The following is a 17,863-nucleotide window of genomic DNA, read 5'->3' as shown; positions in this document are numbered from 1 at the left end:
TGATTGACAAATATAACAAAAATATGGAAATTTGGGTCGTGCGGCCTATATTAAATGAAAAACAATGTAAGTTATAGTTTGAATATGTCATAACATGTTTGAATATTCGACAAATTCACACTTCGTAGTACGATAATAGCAAACCCACTGAAAAGTGGCGACGCAAAGCTACAGGGGCTAATGTGGAGCTACTTAAGACCGCGATGCCAGCCAGTTGCCGAATACGACGGAAGCCTCCGTCTGTTTTGTTGTGGTTATCATAATGGATGGGGTTTTTTTATTTTTCGCTAGGAGCTGCCGAATGCAGCCGCGGCGATGAATAGGAGATCGATTCCATTATTAATCGCTTATTCTTACAAGGGAAGAAGGGAAAATAATGGGTCAAAGAACACTGGTAGAAGCAAACAATCATTTTCCTAATATCCTCAGTATGACTGAAATAAAAGAAAGGTTGATTGAACGGAAAGAAATTCTTTATTTGCTCCAAGAGGAAACAAGGAATATGAACGATTTGCTGTCTATACCCTATTTATTTGTTATAACAGATATGGATGGAACCGTCATCGATTATTGCGGAACAGGTTCGTTAAAAAGTTTTCTCGAGAGAAATAATATGAAAAGTGGGACCTCATTGGCAATGGAAGACGCAGGAAATAATGCCATTTCATTATCCATGGAACAACAAACGCTTTCTGTCGTAGTTGGGGCCGAGCATAGTAATCGCTTGTTTTCAGAATTGGCGTGTGTTTGTACTCCCATTCGAATAAAAAATGTGATCATAGGCTACCTTGGCCTTAGTTTTCATTATTTACACGAGGTTACATTTGCCATACCACTCATTGAACACTTGGCCAAGAATATTGAAGAAAAGTTACCTCAAAAGGATCCCATTCTGCAGAGGGAATTGATCTATTCTCACTTTCACCAATATGAATTAACGAATCGAGAGAAAGAAATAGCATATGGGTGGCTGGAGAATAAAAATGTACCTGAAATTGCTGATATTTATGGTATTAGTCAAAGTACGGTTCGTACTTTTATTAAAAAGATATATGCAAAAACGAGAGTCAACCATAAAGGAGCATTTCTTAAAAAATTTACATAACCGTCATAAAAATTCTTAAGACAAAGATTACCCAATTCTGGGTATTTTTTTTGTTTACGTCGAATTTTATAATGATAAGTAGCTGTAGCTTTAAGCTGATTCGCGTTATCGATAAGATGAGAGATTCAATTCTTATGGTTTGAAAAAGTTTGTCCCAGGAACTGTGGCAACGGTCATCAATCACTTGTTACGACGGGGGTGGGTGAACAAGATGATTTCTATCGAGAGCGAGCTCGAACAAGTAGCGAAAAAACTCGAACTTCTACGAAGAGAACTTGAGCGAGTGGCCAGCAGTTTCGAATTGGTGCATCGAGATGTTGTCGCCATTTCACAGTCGTTGGATAAGCTGATTGTTCGTTACATGCAATTAAAAAACCAAGAAGAATATATCAAAAGAAAGTAGATCTTCTTCATAAGAAGATATCTACTTGGGCGGTGAAACAAACGGATTAAGATTTACTAAGGCAAGAAGCAAAAAAAAGATGACCTCCGAAATTTGGAGGTCATCTTTTTTTTTTGCTCGTGGACTGTCCTCATGAATCCATTACCAACACCCGAAGGGAGGTGCGGCGGAGGATTCGTGAAGCCAACCAGCAGCCGCTGACGGCAATAGCAAGCGCGATCAGAGCCAGCCCAATGGCCAGCGGCCATTCCATGATGAGTGGCAGCTTGACAATACCGTAGGTAGAGAGCAGACCGCGCAGCACGGCTGGCAATGCGTAGACACCGCAAGCGATGCCAACAAGTGCACCAAGCGCAGCCAGTCCGGCAATGCCACTTGTCAAGGCACGACGGATATCGGTTGCTGTCAGGCCGAGCGAGGCATAGATCCCATATGTTTTCGTTTCCTTACGAATATGCAGACGGCAAGTCGTATAAACAATAAGACAAGTGACAGCCATGAACAGAAGAGCCAGCATACTCATCGGAATGAGCAAAACCGCCGCAGCTTCTTTGAATACGGAATCGAGCAGCACTTCCTGCTTCAGCGCTTGGATGGAAGGGCCGTAACGCTCGTTCAGCTGCTGTACAAGCGCATCGCTATCGGTTTTGCTCTTCAGCTGAATAAACCCGGCGTCCGGATGCAACTGCTCCACAAGGTCCGAGGTGACCCTGGCGACGTTCGACAAATTGGAAATAGACTGAAAGGTGCCGGTGATCAGCAATTGCTGCGGTTTTCCTTCAATGTAGATCGTGAGTATGTCGCCGATATCTTTGTCCAACTTACGCGCAATATTGATTCCGATAGAAACTTCATTAGGCAGTGCAGGATTACGGCCCGCAAGCGAGGCAAATCCCATCTCGTCCATGCTGCCTTCCACGACCGTCAAAGGGAGGCTAAACGTCTGTTGATGATCGCTATCCCCTTCGACATCCGCGATGACGCCGGTGGCGGCCCCAGACCAGTTTAGACTGAGAACCCGAGGGTCGTTTTGGATATAGGCTTGCATTTCTGCCCGATCCATACCTTCCGCATGGATAACCATAATGGCGATATCCGCATCGTCATAACCCCACTGGGCCGACGTTTCACCAATGCGATAGACACTGGTTACTAGCACGGCGCCAAAGACGAGCACAGCCACCGTGATGCTCATTAGCAGAAAGATCAGTGCTGCGCTTTTTTTGTTGCCGCTCACATGCTTCCAGCCGATGACCGTGGGTACGGACCATCGGTCCAGTAGTCTTATGCGGGCACCATGCAGATGGGTACGACTATGCGAGGATTCCGACATGCCGTAACGGATCGCTTGAATGGGCTCAATATGGCGTGTCTTAGCAGCATAAACAAGGACGCATAGAAGGATGATGAGCAGCAGGCCGCAGCCGGTCCAGATCGCAACATCTGCTGCTTGTACGGGAACAGGTGCTGTATCGGATTTGAGAAAAGACAGGGAATTCTGGATGATGACATCTGAAAGGAGGCGACTTGCAATCAGTGCTGGGACCAAGGCGACAATCGCCATTAAACCGTATTGCAGCAAGTAGGTACCGATGATGCGTTCGGAAGTCATGCCGATCGATTTGAGAATGCCGATGGTGCGATAATTGGCAAGGATCGTGTCCGTGATCGTAAAGCCGATCGTAAGCAAAGCGACGAGGATCATGATCAGCCCGAGGAAACTCATGACAAAGCCGATCACCTTGTTCATGATAAAGTAAAAGGCCGACAATTCGGCAAACGAAACGCGTTCCTCCAAAAACGGCGATCCGAGCGCCTGCTCAAAGCGCTGCCAGTACTCCCCGCTTTGTTCGGGATACGCATAGCGAAGCGATAACATGTATTGCTCCGGAGTGGACAAGCTACCCATGGTTGACCGGTAGTCGGCATCGTTCATCCAGATGCGGGCAGTGGTCGAGAAAGGACCGCCATGGGATAAGTCGATGACAATGGCGCCAATCGTGAAATGTACTGGTGCAGTCCCTGAGGTGAACGTCAATTCATCACCGATGTGCATGTTGTATTTGTAGGCAAGCGAGGTGGGTATCCAGATCTCGCCGGCTTCCGGAACGGTCAGATGCTCAGGGCCTGTACCGGGAAGAGGATTGTTGACCCCGTGCGGCATCGGAGGCGTATTGATCATATACAGATAAAGATTGGGCAATTCTTTTCCGTTATAGACCAGTCCCGTCCATGGCTTATAAGGGACTAAGCTGGATGCGGTTACTCCGTCTTGGCTTGACCACCAATCGGCTACCATTTGTTTGTCATGCAACCCGCGGGTCATATTGATGACTTCATGGGCACCCTGAGCAGCCGTATGGCGATCGTTGAATACATTTTCCGTATTCATCAAGACCGTAAATGCGGTGCTGACTAGTAGGGCAGATAGGGCAATAAGCAATGCGATCAGCGTGTTTTGCATTTTTCTTTTGCGCAGGTTGCCCCAGCAGAGTGTTAATATGGCTCGCATCCCAGACTACCTCCTCCCGGTGACATAAGCAAAGATCATCGCTTCCCGCTCGGAGGCTTGCTCTGGACTGTAGGGTCCCATATCCAGCGTGCCCCCGATCTTGCCATCTCGAATATAGATGAGGCGATTGCCGCGGCAGGCTGCCTTCATGTCGTGGGTGACCATGACAATCGATTGACCTTCCGCGTGCATCTGGCTCAATATATCAAGCACCGTAACGCCTTGCTCGTAGTTCAGGCTGCCGGTAGGCTCATCGGCGAAGATGATGTCCGGGTTATTGATGAGCGCCCTGGCGATTGCCGCCCGCTGCTGCTGTCCTCCGGATACTTGGGAAGGCAGCCGGTTGCTCTGTTTATCGAGGGACAGATTGACCATTAAGTCATGTGTCCTTTGCCGTACTTGTTCCTTGTCCTGATTAGCGATATATCCAGGGAGGGCAATGTTATCGAATAGCGACAGATCCGGTACAAGGTTGCTGTTTTGATAGATAAAGCCGATCTGATTCGCCCGAAAGCGTGCAAGCTCCTTGGCTGAAAATTGATCAAGGCGCTGTCCCTGCAGACAGACTTCTCCGGCTGTCACATCATCAAGTCCGCTGAGCAAGTACAGCAAGGTGGACTTACCCGACCCCGAATCGCCCATGATGACGGTAAAGTCTCCTTCATAAATGGACAGATCGACATTGCGGATGGCATGGTATTGCTCCTTGCCGGTGGTGTATGTTTTGCATAAATTACTAGCTTGCAGCATGACGGTGTTGCTTGAAGGCATATTGTGATCTCCTCTCTTTATCTCCCACTGCCATCAAAGTATAGAGGACGAATCTTGCGCATTTGTTATCAAATTATAAATAAAGTATGACAGGAGTCAGCTAAAGGGGCAGAGTTAAGCAGAAGGTCGTTCCCTGCTGCTGTTGACTGTGAAAAGAGATCGTACCGTCATGCGCTTCCATAATATATTTGCAAATCGACAAACCCAGTCCGACCCCGTGGCGCTCGGCCAGTTGGCCGGCAGTTCGTTGTAAAACGTTACCCTGGTAGTACCGTTCAAAAATAAAAGGCATATCACGCGGGGAAATCCCGCTGCCTGTATCGGAGACGATGATCTGCAGGCAGGATGTTTCCGAGTGTTCTTCAACAGCGAGGCGAATTGTATCCCCGGTTTTGGTATGCTTCAGTGCGTTCGTGACGAGATTGGCAATGACTTGCTCGATCCGTACAGCATCGATTCGGACAAGCACGTTAGGAATCACAGCAGGCTCTTCGCAGCGTACGCCCATTGTTCGGATATAATGGCCCATCACGTTGAAGATAGGCTCCAGCGTTGGAGCGCTGTACTGCTCAATCGGATGTACGGCAATCTGTTCCAGATCACGCAGTGCGTGCAGCAGCAAATCGTCTACGAGCACGGCCATCTTACTCGTATTTGCGTGCACAACTTCAAGATAAGTCATCACACTTGGCAGATCAGGGCAAATCCCTTCGCGAATTGCTTCAATATACGCTTTGATTGTCGCCAGCGGAGTTTTCAAGTCATGAGACAGATTGGATATGAGTTCTTTATGCGACTGGCTGTGTGCAGCTTGCTGGATATGTAAATTACGAATCTCTTCACGCATGAGATCAAATACGGCATAGAGCTCCCCGACCTCATTATTGCTTGTCCATTCGGCACGCTGCTCATAGTCACCTCTCAATATAGCTTCCGCATAAGGCTTGAGTCCGGCAACAGGCTGCACCAGGTCATGCTGCACCCGGCGTCCGATGGAGAAGAATAAATAAAGCAGCGTCAAAAGTGCCAGAGAAAGCATGATCCATGGCAAATAAATAAAGGAGTCGGAGGAGGGCATTGCTGCGGCCAAGGCAGATGCCGGGACCGCAAATTGAGCGTAACCTACAAAGGCTTTGGTGCCCGCATCCCGCAGCGGAAAAGCGAGATGATAGTGGGGCGGTTCGCTGTCAGAAATGCGCAGCGTATAGTCTAGTTCAAAGCGCGGATTGATTGGGCGCTTCGATGAATTTTCGCTATCATAGATCAACGTTCCATCAGGAAGCACAACCTTGAGGCCGCCCCGCGTCTCCTGACTCCAGATTGTTAATTGCCGCCGGATCGGAGCGTCGGTGAGCAGTAATTCCGCATGCTCATTTTCCAAGGTATGGACGATCGGATTCGTCAGTACGCGAATTTGCTTCACAATAGTTGACGGAGCCAGCTGGTTTGAAGGTCCAATAAGAGTAAGCCAAACGACAGATAGTATCACTGTAATGATGGATAGACCAGCTGCCCAGAGTCGTCTAGCATACCAAGTTTTCCAGTCCATAGAGGCTACTCCGTTTCATCGGGGTTGAATTTATATCCGACGCCCCACACGGTTTTAATATAGGAGGACTTGATTTCGGTTCGTTCCAATTTCTCACGGAGCCGCCGAATGTAGACCGTGATCGTATTATCCTCGACATAAGCCGAATACCCCCACACATGATCCAGCAGCTGCGATTTGGTAAACACTTGATTAGGGTTGGAGGCCAAAAAGTATAGCAAATCAAATTCTTTGGCGGATAAAGAAATTTCCAGCTGTCCGGCCATGACCTTGCGGGCATTTTTATCAATCGACAGGGCGCCGAATGCAAGCGCTGCTGTGGGGATACCGGGAGTTTCGGATCTGCCATTCTGCGCAAATGTGCCTGGACGCGAGCGACCAGTTCACTGAGCGAGAAGGGCTTGGTCATGTAATCATCGGCGCCAAAACCCAGGGCAAGCACTTTGTCCGTGTCGCTGCTGCGGGCGCTCAAAATTAGAATGGGCGCAGCCGTCAATGTACGGAGCTTGCGGCACACTTCAATCCCGTCAGCGTCAGGCAACGTCAGATCGAGAATGATAAAATCTGGCTGCCGTTGGCGGACCGCCTGCAATCCGTCGCCGGCATTTTCCGTGATGAACGCGCTGAATCCCTGAACACGCAAATAGTCATTCACAATGCGCGAGATATCCTGTTCATCTTCAATGATCAGTACTGTTTTAGGAGAATTCATTAAAAAGTCGCCCCTGTTCCGTATGCTTTGAATGGTGAGTCCATTATAGCATGGGCCGAGGAAAACAAGGGGAAGATTACCAGTTAGGGTGGTGAATGGTGACGGAATATGCGGAGAAACGGACGGAATTGAAAGAAGAGGGGGATTATGAGGATTTGGAGTATGAGGCTTAGCGGAAATTGCCTCGCCGACTCTTCCACAACAAAGCGCACAATCGAAATGCGGTTACCTGACCTGTCGAGAACTCAGCCAGGGGATGATTTTATTGGCATCTTAGGTGAACAACAGCTATCGGGCTATTCCCGATAGCTGTTGTTCATCGTTTCGGATCAGCCCGCGGCTTTCATTATTTTGTCCATGTGCCGATCTTATAAGCTCCGTCCGAAAGGCGCTCCGTATTAGCAAAATCAACCCCGGGTTGGTTCGTGGACGGATTAAGAATCGCTATGGCCAGCTCATAGGTACCGTTTGGCAGCGTGTTGGTGGAGATAGAGCCTGAGGCCGTATGCAAACCAGTCCTCCAGGTTCTTAAGTCCGCCGATGTGGATTGACGTGCCACGACATGGCCTCCGCTGCGCAGCTGCACTTCAACAGGCCAATTGAACGGGAAGTGTTGAACTCCCTTATTTTCCACAGCGACGGATACATTTAACGCACTTCCGCTATTTTCTTGTGGATATGCAACTTTCTTCAATACAAAGTGATAGCCCATTCGTTTCTTCAGCGTATCCATATTGCCTTGCAACGGATTGCCTAGCGCCAAGGAAGCTGGAGAATTCGGTCCAAGCCAGCTCGGTTTGCTAAGCTCGGTCTGCCGCAGCGTCTCATTAAAGCCGCTGCCTGTCGTGAGTGCAGCATTCATACCATAGGCACCCCCGTAAAATTCGCCGCCAGAGACGCGAGTGTCCCAGAAGTTGGCATGGTTTGGCTGCTGCTGGCCGATATCATCCCAATAACCGTTCTGTGTGCCAGTATACCATCCCCATTCGGAATCGAAGCTCGGCTGATCTCCGAACACGTCATTATACATTCCTAGAATCAGACCCTTGTTATTATTCTTGGCCAATTCCACGCTCCGTCTGATCAATAGCTGCGTATGATGCTCCTGATCGGCAAAAGCATCAATATAGTGCTGAATGTACTGGTTGGATATTGGGTTCGGAGGAAACGCGCCTGTATAGTTGCTTTCCCCGTTCGGTCCGATGTAAGGCCAGGTGTGGAATTCCGCCCAATGGCCCAGCGAACCGATTTGCAGAAAAGCAATCGGGCTATCGGCCGTGTTGTAATGCTCCGCAATCGCCTCAATGGCAAGCTTGTGTCTGGCGATCAAATACTCGGAACTGTAATTCGGGGAGAAGCCCGTGTTGTTGCCGGCTCCCATACCACCGGTTTCATCTTGGTAGGCCTTACCAGGAGATTGTCCTAAACTGGCCATGTCGTTGTACAGCCAGTCGGGAATATCCCGGTGAGGCACGCCGGAAGGACTGTCCAGAATAAAGCGCAGCACCACCTTGACTCCGCGGCTCTGCCAATCGTCGAAATGATTGGATGCTTCAATTGCACTGAAATCATAGTTGCCTTTGGTTGGCTCTAACTCCTTCCAGGTGACACCGGCATACACGAGACGGTGGTCCTGCGGGTAATTGGTTGATTTCGCTGAAGGAGCCCAACCCTTAAACGGGTTATTGAGCGGATCATCCAGCTCGGCTGGGTAGAATTCGATCATGTTTCCTCCCGGATTTTGTGCTTGTAAGGTATAAATGGGAAGCGGCTGGTTCTGCGCTGGCAGGCGATGGATATCCGAATTGTTATCCAGATAACCAATGTTCACGCTGCTGCCTGCAGCTAGTCCAAGTGTAGCGAGAGGGATCGCTGCTTCGATCACAGATGAGGAACGCACGTATTGAGAAGAAGGGAGGGAGGAAGACCAATCCCAATTCCAGCTGCTGCCATTTCCGGCGTAGCGGTAAAGCGATTGATTTTCGAGGAGCCATTCAATTCCGGTCGCCCTCCATCCGAAGGCTTGATACCCGGTCGAAGCATTCTTGTCCGTATTCAGCCAGAAGCTCCCCATTGTAGTGCTAAGGCTTGAGCCTTCCACAAGCAGATAAAGATTCTTGTCATCGTGGGAAGCCTTTAAGACACCAGCGGTTCCAGAATTCGTGGCAAGCGCCGGAATCCCTTCCCAGTCACTCGGATCACCATCCACAACGATAGAAGCCGCTTCAGCAGTCGAAATAAAGAGGGGATAAGGGAGCAAGGTAAGGAGAACAGCCGTCATAATAAAAATAGCGAACGTCATTTTCATGTTAATACCCCATGCTTTCATGTCAAAACCTCCTCACAGAATGATTGGTATCATAGAGTAGCAAGTCCAAACGTCTTTTTAACAATGGATTCACTCTACCGAATCTGAAGCTCTCACCTCCTTTCCTATGTAATTTCCTTACTTCCAACATCCACCATGAAAAAAAGAGCACCGTGTCAGGTGCCTTCATGTGTAATGCGTTGATGAATATATTCATTTCAACTTCATAGTCCCTTTAAGTGGAACTGCGTACGACCAAACGGGTAGGCAAAATCACCTTCTTGGGCAGTAGTTGATTTCCGTTCATTCTGTCAATCAGGTTGTCGACGGCAACCATGCCGATTTCTTTTGTCGGTACATCGATCGTTGATAGAGGCGGATTGGAATACTTGGACACCTCGATATTGGATAGACCCATGACAGCCACTTCAGTAGGAACGGCAATGCCGTTGTTATACAAGCCGTTGAGGGCAGCCATGGCCATTAGATCGCTGCCTGCAAAGAAGGCGGTCGGGCAATTTTTGGTCTTACATAAATGATTTATTTGTTCAATGCAGACCGCTTCATCCCACATGCAATCAATAACCCAATCGGGATTCACAGACATTCCGGCAGCATGCATGGTGGCGTAGTAGCCTCGGTAACGGCGGCTGTCTTTCAGGTTATTCGTTAATCCGCTTCCCCCGATGTAACCAATCTGGGTGTGGCCTTTTTCAATGAGGTGGTTGACGGCCATCGAAGCAACATTGTAATGATCATAGCCGACATTATCGATATCCCCGCGCTCGGTATCAATCCCCACGATATAAGGGACCTGCTTGCGTATATACTCATAGGTTTCACTGTTCAACGATTCCATAAGAATCAGACCGGTAATCGGTTCGCTGAATGTATTGAATAAGATCTTGCTATCATTCAGCTCGATTCCAGTCCGGATAAAGGAAATGTTATATCCCGCACTCAGCAATCGCTCTTCCACACCGGATAAGATCGACATGAAATAAGGATCGTTGTATTTATCTTTTGTTACGCTTAGTACACAACCGATTTTGATATGCGACTTGCTCTCGGAATGATCCTTGGTTGAAACTTTTCGCTTGGGACTTGAAGTGATTTTATAGTTCAGCTGCGTAACCGCCTGCCAAACTCGTTCCCGGGTTTCGTCCGTAATCTTATATTTCGTATCATTGTTTAACACTCTGGATACGGTGGCAGTAGATACATTTGCTAATTTAGCAACATCCCGAATGGTACTCATAAATAAACACATTCTCCTTTTTAGTTACGAATAGTCACCATTTAGAGTTTATAGGAATGTCACATGGTAAACAATAATGGACCTGTTGGTTGTTTTGTTGCGTTAGTTTGTTGCGTTATTCCGTTACGTTCTAAGTTTACAGGCATTCATGATTAAAATCAATCATAACATGTTCCTCTCGTGCAATGTTACTAGAATTTTTTTAAAAATTTAAAATTATTATTGCAAGGATATGCATGGATGATGTAACATGAAGTCACGAAACGTCACGAGCGTTTACACTGTTTTGTTACGTAACATTAACGTAACAAAATAACCGTTTGAGCAGGCGGCGGGGGGCTGATTAGAACATGAACAAAGCTGTAACGGTTTACCCCAAGATTTTAGAAGACATCCTAAACAACCCGGGCATTGGTTTTATAGCAGCACCGGGGTTAATGGGGGACCCGGATCGGATCTGCAACAACCGAGGGGAAGAGCAGAAGAAATATAAGTTCACGGAAGACAGCAGAACGTACAATCATCCCGACAGTAAAGTGTATTTCTGCAGCGTGCGCTGGCGGGACTTGGAAGTTCGTCAAGGGGAGTATAGGTGGGAAGTTCTTGAGGAGAGGCTGGACTACGCCAAATCGCTAGGCTGTACGGCCGTGGTTCGCTGTTCCCCATACGCGTTAAGCGAAGAAGATGATATACCAGCTTGGTATCGTGCGGAACATCCGGAGGAGCCCGACTTTCCGTTCTGGAGGGTAGACCCTGAGACCACACCCTATGTGTTGTATTGGTCTGACTTTATCAAGGCGTTTGCCGCACGGTTTGACGGACACCCGGTCATAAGCTCGATTGATTTGACGATTGTAGGGGCCTGGGGAGAAGGCGGCGGAACGGAGTTTTTAAAGCCGGAGGCCATTAAGCGCATTACAGATGCTTACTTGGATGGGTTTAAAATAACCCCTCTCCAAGCTCTGCTGCATGATCCCCTGTCGATCAGCATCATGAAGGAGCGCAAAGCCAAAGTGGGCTTTCGCGTCGATTGCTTGGGTGATATGGGCGGCTTTCATGGAAAACAGTGGTCTCATATGACGGATTTCTATCCCCAGAATATTCAGAATTTCAACATGGGAGATGCCTGGGAGAAGGCTCCGATTCTATTTGAAGCATGCTGGCACATGAATGATTGGTATCTTCAGGGCTGGGATATGGATTATATCATTCAAGAAACGCTGAAGTGGCACATTTCTTCCTTTAACAACAAAGGAACGGTAGTTCCTGAACCGTGGAAAGAGAAGGTCAAGGCTTGGCTGAACAAGATGGGATACCGCTTTGAATTGAGGAAATTCACGTACGATTCGATGGTGAATGCGGGTGGTCGGCTAACAATCAGTGCGTTGTGGGCTAATGTAGGAGTGGCCCCGATTTATAATCCCTATCCGCTGGTTGTGAGGCTTACTGGACATGACCAAACCTATACGCTGCGCAGCAGAGAGGATATTAGGGAGTGGCTGCCGGACGAAGACATTGTTTGGGAAGAATGTTTCGGTTTACCCGGTAATATGTCCGAAGGCGAATATCATTTGGAGATTGGCATCGAAACCGGGGTTAAGGAAATCGGGAATATCCAGCTGGCGATCGAGGGGAACAAGGACGGCTATTATCCGGTGGGCAAGTTAACAGTTGAACGGGGGAGAAAAGGAAGTGGAGAGTCTGTTGAAGTTTAACGAGTGTATCGCAATCTGCAACTTTGATTACCTGCCTGAAGGGTTGGAGGCTAAATATCATCGATATAAACCGGATAGCAAGCCCCATCTCATTCCGAGGGAGTTCTTGTCTGGAATCTTTGAGCAGTACCAAATTCCTGAACCTACCCGCCAATGGCTCGTTCATGGGGTTGAGGCGATAGAAAAGGATGCCGTACTATTTCACTTTACCCAATTTTTGGTAGATGATATGTGCACTTTACGCAATCGCTGTGATGAGACTCATTATACGAATATGACACCAGGATGCATGGAGCAATACGGAGAATTATACTCCTTTCTTTTGCTGCTGGCCTGCGTTGTTCCTTCCATGAACATGCTGGAGGCGCGTTCCGTACCTAAAGCCTACTACGAGCAGATCCCTCAACAGCCCCTGAAGCTTCAGTTGGAAAAATTGGTGGAGCACGGCGATGCCAAGGTTCATGATTTTCCATGGGTGATGAATTTTTATACCTGCTCCATCTTTCTGTTAGACCGGTTTTATTTTATCCCCTACCGATTTGAGGATCCTTTCACCATGTTCCGTCATGTGGACACGCAGGAGGTTATTGCCCTTCGGCACGCAGGCGAAGAATTTCGCAGTGATGGACAACGGAACGGCATCAATGATGTATATGATCTTCAAGGAAACTTCACCTCAGAATGGCACGAGAATGCCGAGTTTGTCATCGCTAATCGGATAAATCCCATGGGATTCGTAGAAAGAGAAACAACGCCGATCCTTAAGAAGGAATGGGAGCCGGCACTTCAAAAAGGGGATACGCTGTTAGCCCTTCACATTCCATCTGGCCCCGGGTACACACCGGACAGGTTGAAGAGCTCCATGAAGATGGCCACTGCATTCTATGACCAGTACTTTCCGGAGTTATCCATCAAAGGTTTCTGGAGCTCAAGCTGGCTTTATGATACAAGGCTGTCGCTTATCCTGGACCAGCAAAGAAGCAATATCGTCCTCGTTCAACGACAATTCTATAATTATCCGACCATGGAAGGGGACGGCATGCTGCGTTATGAAGCCTTTGGAGACAGGAAGGCAGACCCGGTCCGAAACCCAGGCGAATATACAACCTCCCTGCAAAAAGCAGCAGCGGCGTATATGGAGACGGGAGCCCGTTTTAACACATTAAGCATGATTGTATTGCGGGAAGATATCGATAAGATTGGCAGCCGGCCATATATAACCGATGCAGATATCGAGCAATTCCATAGAACCGTTGACAGCCATTTGCAAAGGAGAGAAGAGGATGGGGAAATACTCGCTCGAAAACTACGAGAAGTATAAAACCGTAAAAATCCGACCGCAGCCCTTATCGAATAGCGAGCATGATGCAAGACAGGGACCATTCGAATACGTCTCCTTTTCCTGGAGAGCGCTTGAGCCGGTTCGAGGAGAATACAGACTTGAAGCGATCCATGAAGCACTGCGTACGGCCCAAAACCCCATTCTAGTCCTGGTACCGGAATTGCCAATCTGGGTTCAGGATTACGCACCTGATTGTTTTGCCGCTTTGATCCGAAAAGTCGGTAGCTATATTGACTCCGACAGACGCTTAACAGCCGTTCTGATATCAACCTTAGCTGACAGTAAGGAAGAATGGAACGCTTATGTGGAGTCGTTTGAAACGCAGACGCTGCTAGCCGAACTGCAGAATGACAGATTGATTCAACATTTAAGAGAACGCAGTCGCGGATTTGGCCTGCTGGTGAAGTGCGGTGAGGAGAATTGGATCGAATGCTGTGAAGCTTTTGCCATACATAAGCTGCAGAAAGTATGGAAGCGTTACCAGGTGGTCCTTCATGTGACTGATAACGTTTGCGGTCCTCATACAAGACGCGAGGCGTATCGCTGGCACGCCGGTCTCTCCAATCTGAATATAGGGCTTGGATATCATATAACTTTACGTAGACTGACTTATCCGGAAACGGTATATAGCCGTGGGAGCTTGCCGCTGCGATTCTGGTTCGTCAACGCGGGCAGTTCGAGAATTTATCGGGAGTTTCAGTTATGGGTGCAGTTAAAGCAGGGGGAGGTTTCCTATGAGTATCCCCTGCAAGCAGCCACGCATTCCTGGTTAACCGGAGACCTTGTCCATAACGAGATGGTCCCCTTGATGGATATGTTACCGGGAAAATATACGCTGAGTATAGCACTCTATTTCGAAGACCGGTCGTATATCCCCCTGCATATACAGAATCCGCAGCAGGATGGGTATTATGAGGCAGGCATGATACAAGTCGAAATATCCGATGAGGATCCGCTTATGAATATTTGGGATGCCTATTATCCGGAAGGATATTATCCCTTGGAAGATCCTGTGGTTCCAGAACAGGAGTAGATTGTTTAGGACAAATACAAGTTCGCTGGAGGTTATGGAGTTGAAACTAGCATTAATTGGTGCAGGACAAAGAGGCATGATCTATTCAAGGCATGCTTACCAAAGTGAGGAAATTGTGGCGGTAATCGAGCCGGATGTCGGCAGAAGAAAGGCAGCGGCGGATGAGTTTCAGATTCCGCTGGAGAAACAATTTGCATCCGTAGATGAATTTTATCGACTCGGTAAAATTTGCGATGCCGTCATCATCTCTTCCATGGACAAGGACCATTATGAGCAAACAATGAAGGCGCTTGATCTTGGTTATGATATTTTGCTCGAGAAGCCCATTTCACCAAGTCCTGAAGAAAGCTTGAGAATACAACGAAAAGCCAATGAAACAGGCCGGAAAGTGATTGTATGCCATGTGCTCAGATATACGAACTTCTTTGCGGAAATCAAGAAAATCATCGATAGCAATGAGCTCGGCAAGATCGTGACCATACAGCACAACGAGAACATCGGCAATTTCCATATGGCACATTCTTTCGTAAGAGGCAATTGGAGAAGAAGCGATCTGGCGAGTCCGATCATCATGCAGAAGTCCTGCCATGACATGGATATTCTATCCTGGCTTGTGGACAGCGGGGCGAAACGAATCTCTTCGTACGGAAGCCTTACGTATTTCAAAGAGGAGAATGCACCGGCAGGCAGTGCGGAACGATGCCTCGACTGCAAGGTAGCTGCGGACTGCCGATTCGATGCAAGAAAAGCCTATTTGCCTGTAAGGGGCCAATGGCCGGCTGCCGTCATTTCTGCGGATCAAAGCGAAGAGGGACTGCTCCAAGCGCTCGCAACGAGTCCTTACGGACGCTGCGTTTATCGGATGGACAATGATGTGTGTGATCATCAGGTGACCATTATCGAGTTTAAGAACGGGGTTACGGCAACGTTTAACTTGAGCGGATTTACGAATAAAATGTACCGCACGCTCAAAATCATGTGCGAGCATGGGGAGATCCGCGGGGATGACAGTTTGAATGTTATTGAAGTCACCCGCTTTAACTCCAATATGGCAGAACCTGTTCAGCAAACCGTCATTCGGCCGGCAACGGTGAGCGGCGGACATAACGGCGGCGATACTGGTCTGATGAACGACTTTTTGGAGAATCTGGGGAATGCCGACTTCAGCAGCAGATCCTCCATCGACATGTCCGTTGAAAGCCATATGATGGCCTATGCCGCGGAAGAGGCGAGAATTACCGGTACCGTGATCGATCTGGATGAACTAAAGATGAAGCTGCAACACGGCATTACAGTATAGTCGTGTAATCACATGTAAAGGGGTGATGGAATGAGTTCGGCTGTTAAGGGATTTCTCTATGAAATAAAAAAACACAGGATCCTGTATCTCATGTGCGTGCCCGCGCTGATTGTGCTGATCATGTTCTCCTATATCCCGTTTGCCGGGATATGGATGGCGTTTACCGATTTCAATGTGGTCGACGGCATCTTCGGCAGCAAATTTGTGGGTCTGGACAACTTCAAATACTTTTTCTCGGAAAACAGCATGGGATGGAAGGTAACCTATAATACGCTGTACATCAACTTTTTCGGTCTCATATTAGGCATTATCATTCCTGTCAGCATTGCCATTCTGATCAATGAAATTCGGCATAAAGCCTACAAAAAGATCGCTCAAAGCATGATGTTTTTTCCGTATTTCATATCATGGGTTGTCGTCGGGGCGATTCTGTACGGAATTTTCTCCACGGATGTGGGCGTAGCGAATCATATTTTGAAGTTCTTCGGTGCAGAGCCGATCTCCTGGTACTCGGAGCCAAAATATTGGAAGTGGATCATCATTCTGTCGAGCGTCTGGAAATGGAGCGGCTACAGTTCCATTGTCTACATGGCGGCGATGTCCAATTTTGACGGGAGCTTATACGAAGCGGCCAAGGTGGATGGCGCCAACAAATTGCAGCAGATTCTTTTCTTGACCGTGCCCATGCTGAAGCCGACGATCATCGTTTTGAGCTTGCTGAGCGTCGGACGAATCTTCTACGGGGACTTTGGGATGATTTACGGTATTGTCGGCAACAACCCGGTCCTGGCTGAAGAAGTCACGGTCATCGATACCTACGTTTATCAGTCGATGCGTACGCTGGGCTTTTCTTACTCGACGGCAATCGGGCTATTCCAGTCCTTGATGGGCTTGATCCTGATTACGGCTGCTAACAAATCCGCTAAGAAAATAAACGACGGAGAGGGTCTATTTTGATGATGGAAAAGAATAGATTGCTTGGTGATAAATTGGTGATAGCCTTTGCATATGTATTCATTGGCTTATTCGCACTCGTTTGTCTGTATCCTCTTGTATTAACGTTAAGCGTGTCCTTTTCTTCGGAACAGGCCGTTGCGAGAAACGGATATTCGATCATCCCACTGAGCCCCAGCTTGGATACCTATAAATATATCTTTGTTAATAGTGGAATGAAATTGCTCAAATCCTATGGCGTGACCCTGTTTGTAACCACTGTGGGGACGTTCGGGGCTCTGTTGATTACCAGCATGATTGCATTTTCCCTATCCATAAAAAAGCTAAAATACCGCAACGTGCTCGCCTTCATTAGCAACTTTACGATTATCTTTTCAGCCGGTTTGATTCCGTGGTACATGGTCAGCGTCAATTATTACGGATTGAAGAACAGCATTCTGGCCTTGATCCTGCCGTCCATATTCAGCGTATGGAACATGTTTCTGATGCGAACGTACTTTGCAAGCATCTCTCCGTCTTTATATGAAGCGGCCGAGATGGATGGCGCCAATTATTTTACGATCTACGTAAAAGTCGCTCTTCCATTAAGCAAGACCGCACTGTTGACGGTCGGTTTAATGTATGCGCTTCAATATTGGAATGATTGGTGGCACGCGCTGATCTTTATTAACGAACGCGATTTATTTCCGCTTCAATATTTCCTCTACAACATTCTGTCGAACGTCAATGCGATAAGCTCCGGACGGATTCCGTCAGGGGCATCAGGCAACATCACATTGCCTGCGGAAACCGTGAAGATGGCCATTACGGTCATTACGATCGGTCCGATCATTTTCCTGTATCCTTACATTCAAAAATACTTCGTGCACGGGATTATGGCCGGAGCGGTAAAAGAATAGAC

Annotated in this window: 14 protein-coding genes, 1 pseudogene and 1 riboswitch; of the genes and pseudogenes, 8 read left to right on the top strand and 7 right to left on the bottom strand. The window is 47.8% G+C overall.

The window, feature by feature from the left end; genetic code table 11:
* Positions 1-127: 127 nt before the first annotated feature.
* Positions 128-222, top strand: a riboswitch (cyclic di-GMP riboswitch).
* A gap of 154 nt (positions 223-376) precedes the next feature.
* Complete coding sequence (locus MHH48_RS26670; protein ID WP_076324250.1) at positions 377-1,105, top strand: LuxR C-terminal-related transcriptional regulator; 729 nt, start codon at positions 377-379, stop codon at positions 1,103-1,105.
* Between the two features lie 211 nt (positions 1,106-1,316).
* The gene (locus MHH48_RS26665) at positions 1,317-1,508 is read left to right on the top strand and encodes a Spo0E family sporulation regulatory protein-aspartic acid phosphatase (RefSeq protein ID WP_076324249.1); all 192 of its coding nucleotides are present in this window, start codon (positions 1,317-1,319) and stop codon (positions 1,506-1,508) included.
* Positions 1,509-1,638: 130 nt separating this feature from the next.
* On the opposite strand, the gene MHH48_RS26660 is transcribed toward MHH48_RS26665, so the two are convergent.
* The 7 genes and pseudogenes from MHH48_RS26660 to MHH48_RS26630 all read right to left on the bottom strand — a co-directional run bounded on the left by MHH48_RS26660 (position 1,639) and on the right by MHH48_RS26630 (position 10,618).
* Positions 1,639-4,020 carry an FtsX-like permease family protein gene (locus MHH48_RS26660; protein ID WP_076324248.1) on the bottom strand — a complete coding sequence of 794 codons (2,382 nt, stop codon included), beginning with the start codon at positions 4,018-4,020 and terminating at the stop codon, positions 1,639-1,641.
* A 6-nt stretch (positions 4,021-4,026) separates the two neighbouring features.
* Entirely contained in the window at positions 4,027-4,791 is a 765-nt protein-coding gene (locus tag MHH48_RS26655; RefSeq protein WP_076324247.1) for an ABC transporter ATP-binding protein, read from the bottom strand.
* A 100-nt stretch (positions 4,792-4,891) separates the two neighbouring features.
* A complete protein-coding gene (locus MHH48_RS26650) occupies positions 4,892-6,340 on the bottom strand; it encodes a HAMP domain-containing sensor histidine kinase (protein WP_076324246.1) in 1,449 nt (482 codons plus the stop codon).
* Between the two features lie 5 nt (positions 6,341-6,345).
* Entirely contained in the window at positions 6,346-6,606 is a 261-nt protein-coding gene (locus MHH48_RS26645) for a helix-turn-helix domain-containing protein (RefSeq protein WP_256720684.1), read from the bottom strand.
* A 158-nt stretch (positions 6,607-6,764) separates the two neighbouring features.
* Positions 6,765-7,052, bottom strand: a pseudogene (locus tag MHH48_RS26640) (response regulator); the annotation flags it as partial.
* A gap of 346 nt (positions 7,053-7,398) precedes the next feature.
* Entirely contained in the window at positions 7,399-9,381 is a 1,983-nt protein-coding gene (locus tag MHH48_RS26635; RefSeq protein ID WP_076324245.1) for a DUF4832 domain-containing protein, read from the bottom strand.
* 214 nt (positions 9,382-9,595) lie between these two features.
* A complete protein-coding gene (locus MHH48_RS26630; RefSeq protein WP_076324244.1) occupies positions 9,596-10,618 on the bottom strand; it encodes a LacI family DNA-binding transcriptional regulator in 1,023 nt (340 codons plus the stop codon).
* A 350-nt stretch (positions 10,619-10,968) separates the two neighbouring features.
* Here MHH48_RS26630 and MHH48_RS26625 point away from each other — a divergent pair, with 350 nt between their 5' ends.
* The 6 genes from MHH48_RS26625 to MHH48_RS26600 are packed head-to-tail and all read left to right on the top strand — an operon-like array spanning position 10,969 to position 17,861.
* Positions 10,969-12,333: a DUF4832 domain-containing protein gene (locus tag MHH48_RS26625; protein ID WP_076324243.1), complete on the top strand. Its 1,365-nt coding sequence runs from the start codon at positions 10,969-10,971 to the stop codon at positions 12,331-12,333.
* Complete coding sequence (locus MHH48_RS26620; RefSeq protein ID WP_076324242.1) at positions 12,311-13,654, top strand: acyltransferase domain-containing protein; 1,344 nt, start codon at positions 12,311-12,313, stop codon at positions 13,652-13,654. Before MHH48_RS26625 ends, MHH48_RS26620 begins: the two co-directional genes overlap by 23 nt.
* On the top strand, positions 13,617-14,708 hold the full coding sequence (locus tag MHH48_RS26615; RefSeq protein WP_076324241.1) for a DUF4832 domain-containing protein: 1,092 nt from the start codon (positions 13,617-13,619) through the stop codon (positions 14,706-14,708). Before MHH48_RS26620 ends, MHH48_RS26615 begins: the two co-directional genes overlap by 38 nt.
* A 40-nt stretch (positions 14,709-14,748) precedes the next feature.
* Positions 14,749-16,008 (top strand): Gfo/Idh/MocA family oxidoreductase, encoded by a 1,260-nt coding sequence (locus MHH48_RS26610; RefSeq protein ID WP_076324240.1) that lies wholly within the window; start codon positions 14,749-14,751, stop codon positions 16,006-16,008.
* A gap of 30 nt (positions 16,009-16,038) precedes the next feature.
* Positions 16,039-16,965, top strand: a complete 927-nt coding sequence (locus tag MHH48_RS26605; RefSeq protein ID WP_076324239.1) for an ABC transporter permease subunit — start codon at positions 16,039-16,041, stop codon at positions 16,963-16,965.
* Positions 16,965-17,861, top strand: coding sequence for a carbohydrate ABC transporter permease (locus MHH48_RS26600; protein ID WP_076324238.1), 897 nt, complete (start codon positions 16,965-16,967; stop codon positions 17,859-17,861). The genes MHH48_RS26605 and MHH48_RS26600 overlap by 1 nt, the downstream gene beginning before the upstream one ends.
* Positions 17,862-17,863 lie beyond the last annotated feature (2 nt).

The sequence above is a fragment of the Paenibacillus sp. FSL F4-0100 genome (genome assembly GCF_037993005.1).
Taxonomy (GTDB): domain Bacteria; phylum Bacillota; class Bacilli; order Paenibacillales; family Paenibacillaceae; genus Paenibacillus_AQ.
This window is presented reverse-complemented; position numbering and strand designations above follow the sequence as displayed.

Excerpts from the sequence above, each read along its gene's own strand:
- MHH48_RS26665 (WP_076324249.1), top strand. The coding sequence starts at position 1,317 with ATGATTTCTATCGAGAGCGAGCTCGAACAAGTAGCGAAAAAACTCGAA.
- MHH48_RS26630 (WP_076324244.1), bottom strand. The coding sequence starts at position 10,618 with ATGAGTACCATTCGGGATGTTGCTAAATTAGCAAATGTATCTACTGCC.
- MHH48_RS26605 (WP_076324239.1), top strand. The coding sequence starts at position 16,039 with ATGAGTTCGGCTGTTAAGGGATTTCTCTATGAAATAAAAAAACACAGG.
- MHH48_RS26645 (WP_256720684.1), bottom strand. The coding sequence starts at position 6,606 with ATGGCCGGACAGCTGGAAATTTCTTTATCCGCCAAAGAATTTGATTTG.
- MHH48_RS26650 (WP_076324246.1), bottom strand. The coding sequence starts at position 6,340 with ATGGACTGGAAAACTTGGTATGCTAGACGACTCTGGGCAGCTGGTCTA.
- MHH48_RS26600 (WP_076324238.1), top strand. The coding sequence starts at position 16,965 with ATGATGGAAAAGAATAGATTGCTTGGTGATAAATTGGTGATAGCCTTT.
- MHH48_RS26635 (WP_076324245.1), bottom strand. The coding sequence starts at position 9,381 with ATGAAAGCATGGGGTATTAACATGAAAATGACGTTCGCTATTTTTATT.
- MHH48_RS26655 (WP_076324247.1), bottom strand. The coding sequence starts at position 4,791 with ATGCCTTCAAGCAACACCGTCATGCTGCAAGCTAGTAATTTATGCAAA.
- MHH48_RS26615 (WP_076324241.1), top strand. The coding sequence starts at position 13,617 with ATGGGGAAATACTCGCTCGAAAACTACGAGAAGTATAAAACCGTAAAA.
- MHH48_RS26660 (WP_076324248.1), bottom strand. The coding sequence starts at position 4,020 with ATGCGAGCCATATTAACACTCTGCTGGGGCAACCTGCGCAAAAGAAAA.
- MHH48_RS26670 (WP_076324250.1), top strand. The coding sequence starts at position 377 with ATGGGTCAAAGAACACTGGTAGAAGCAAACAATCATTTTCCTAATATC.
- MHH48_RS26625 (WP_076324243.1), top strand. The coding sequence starts at position 10,969 with ATGAACAAAGCTGTAACGGTTTACCCCAAGATTTTAGAAGACATCCTA.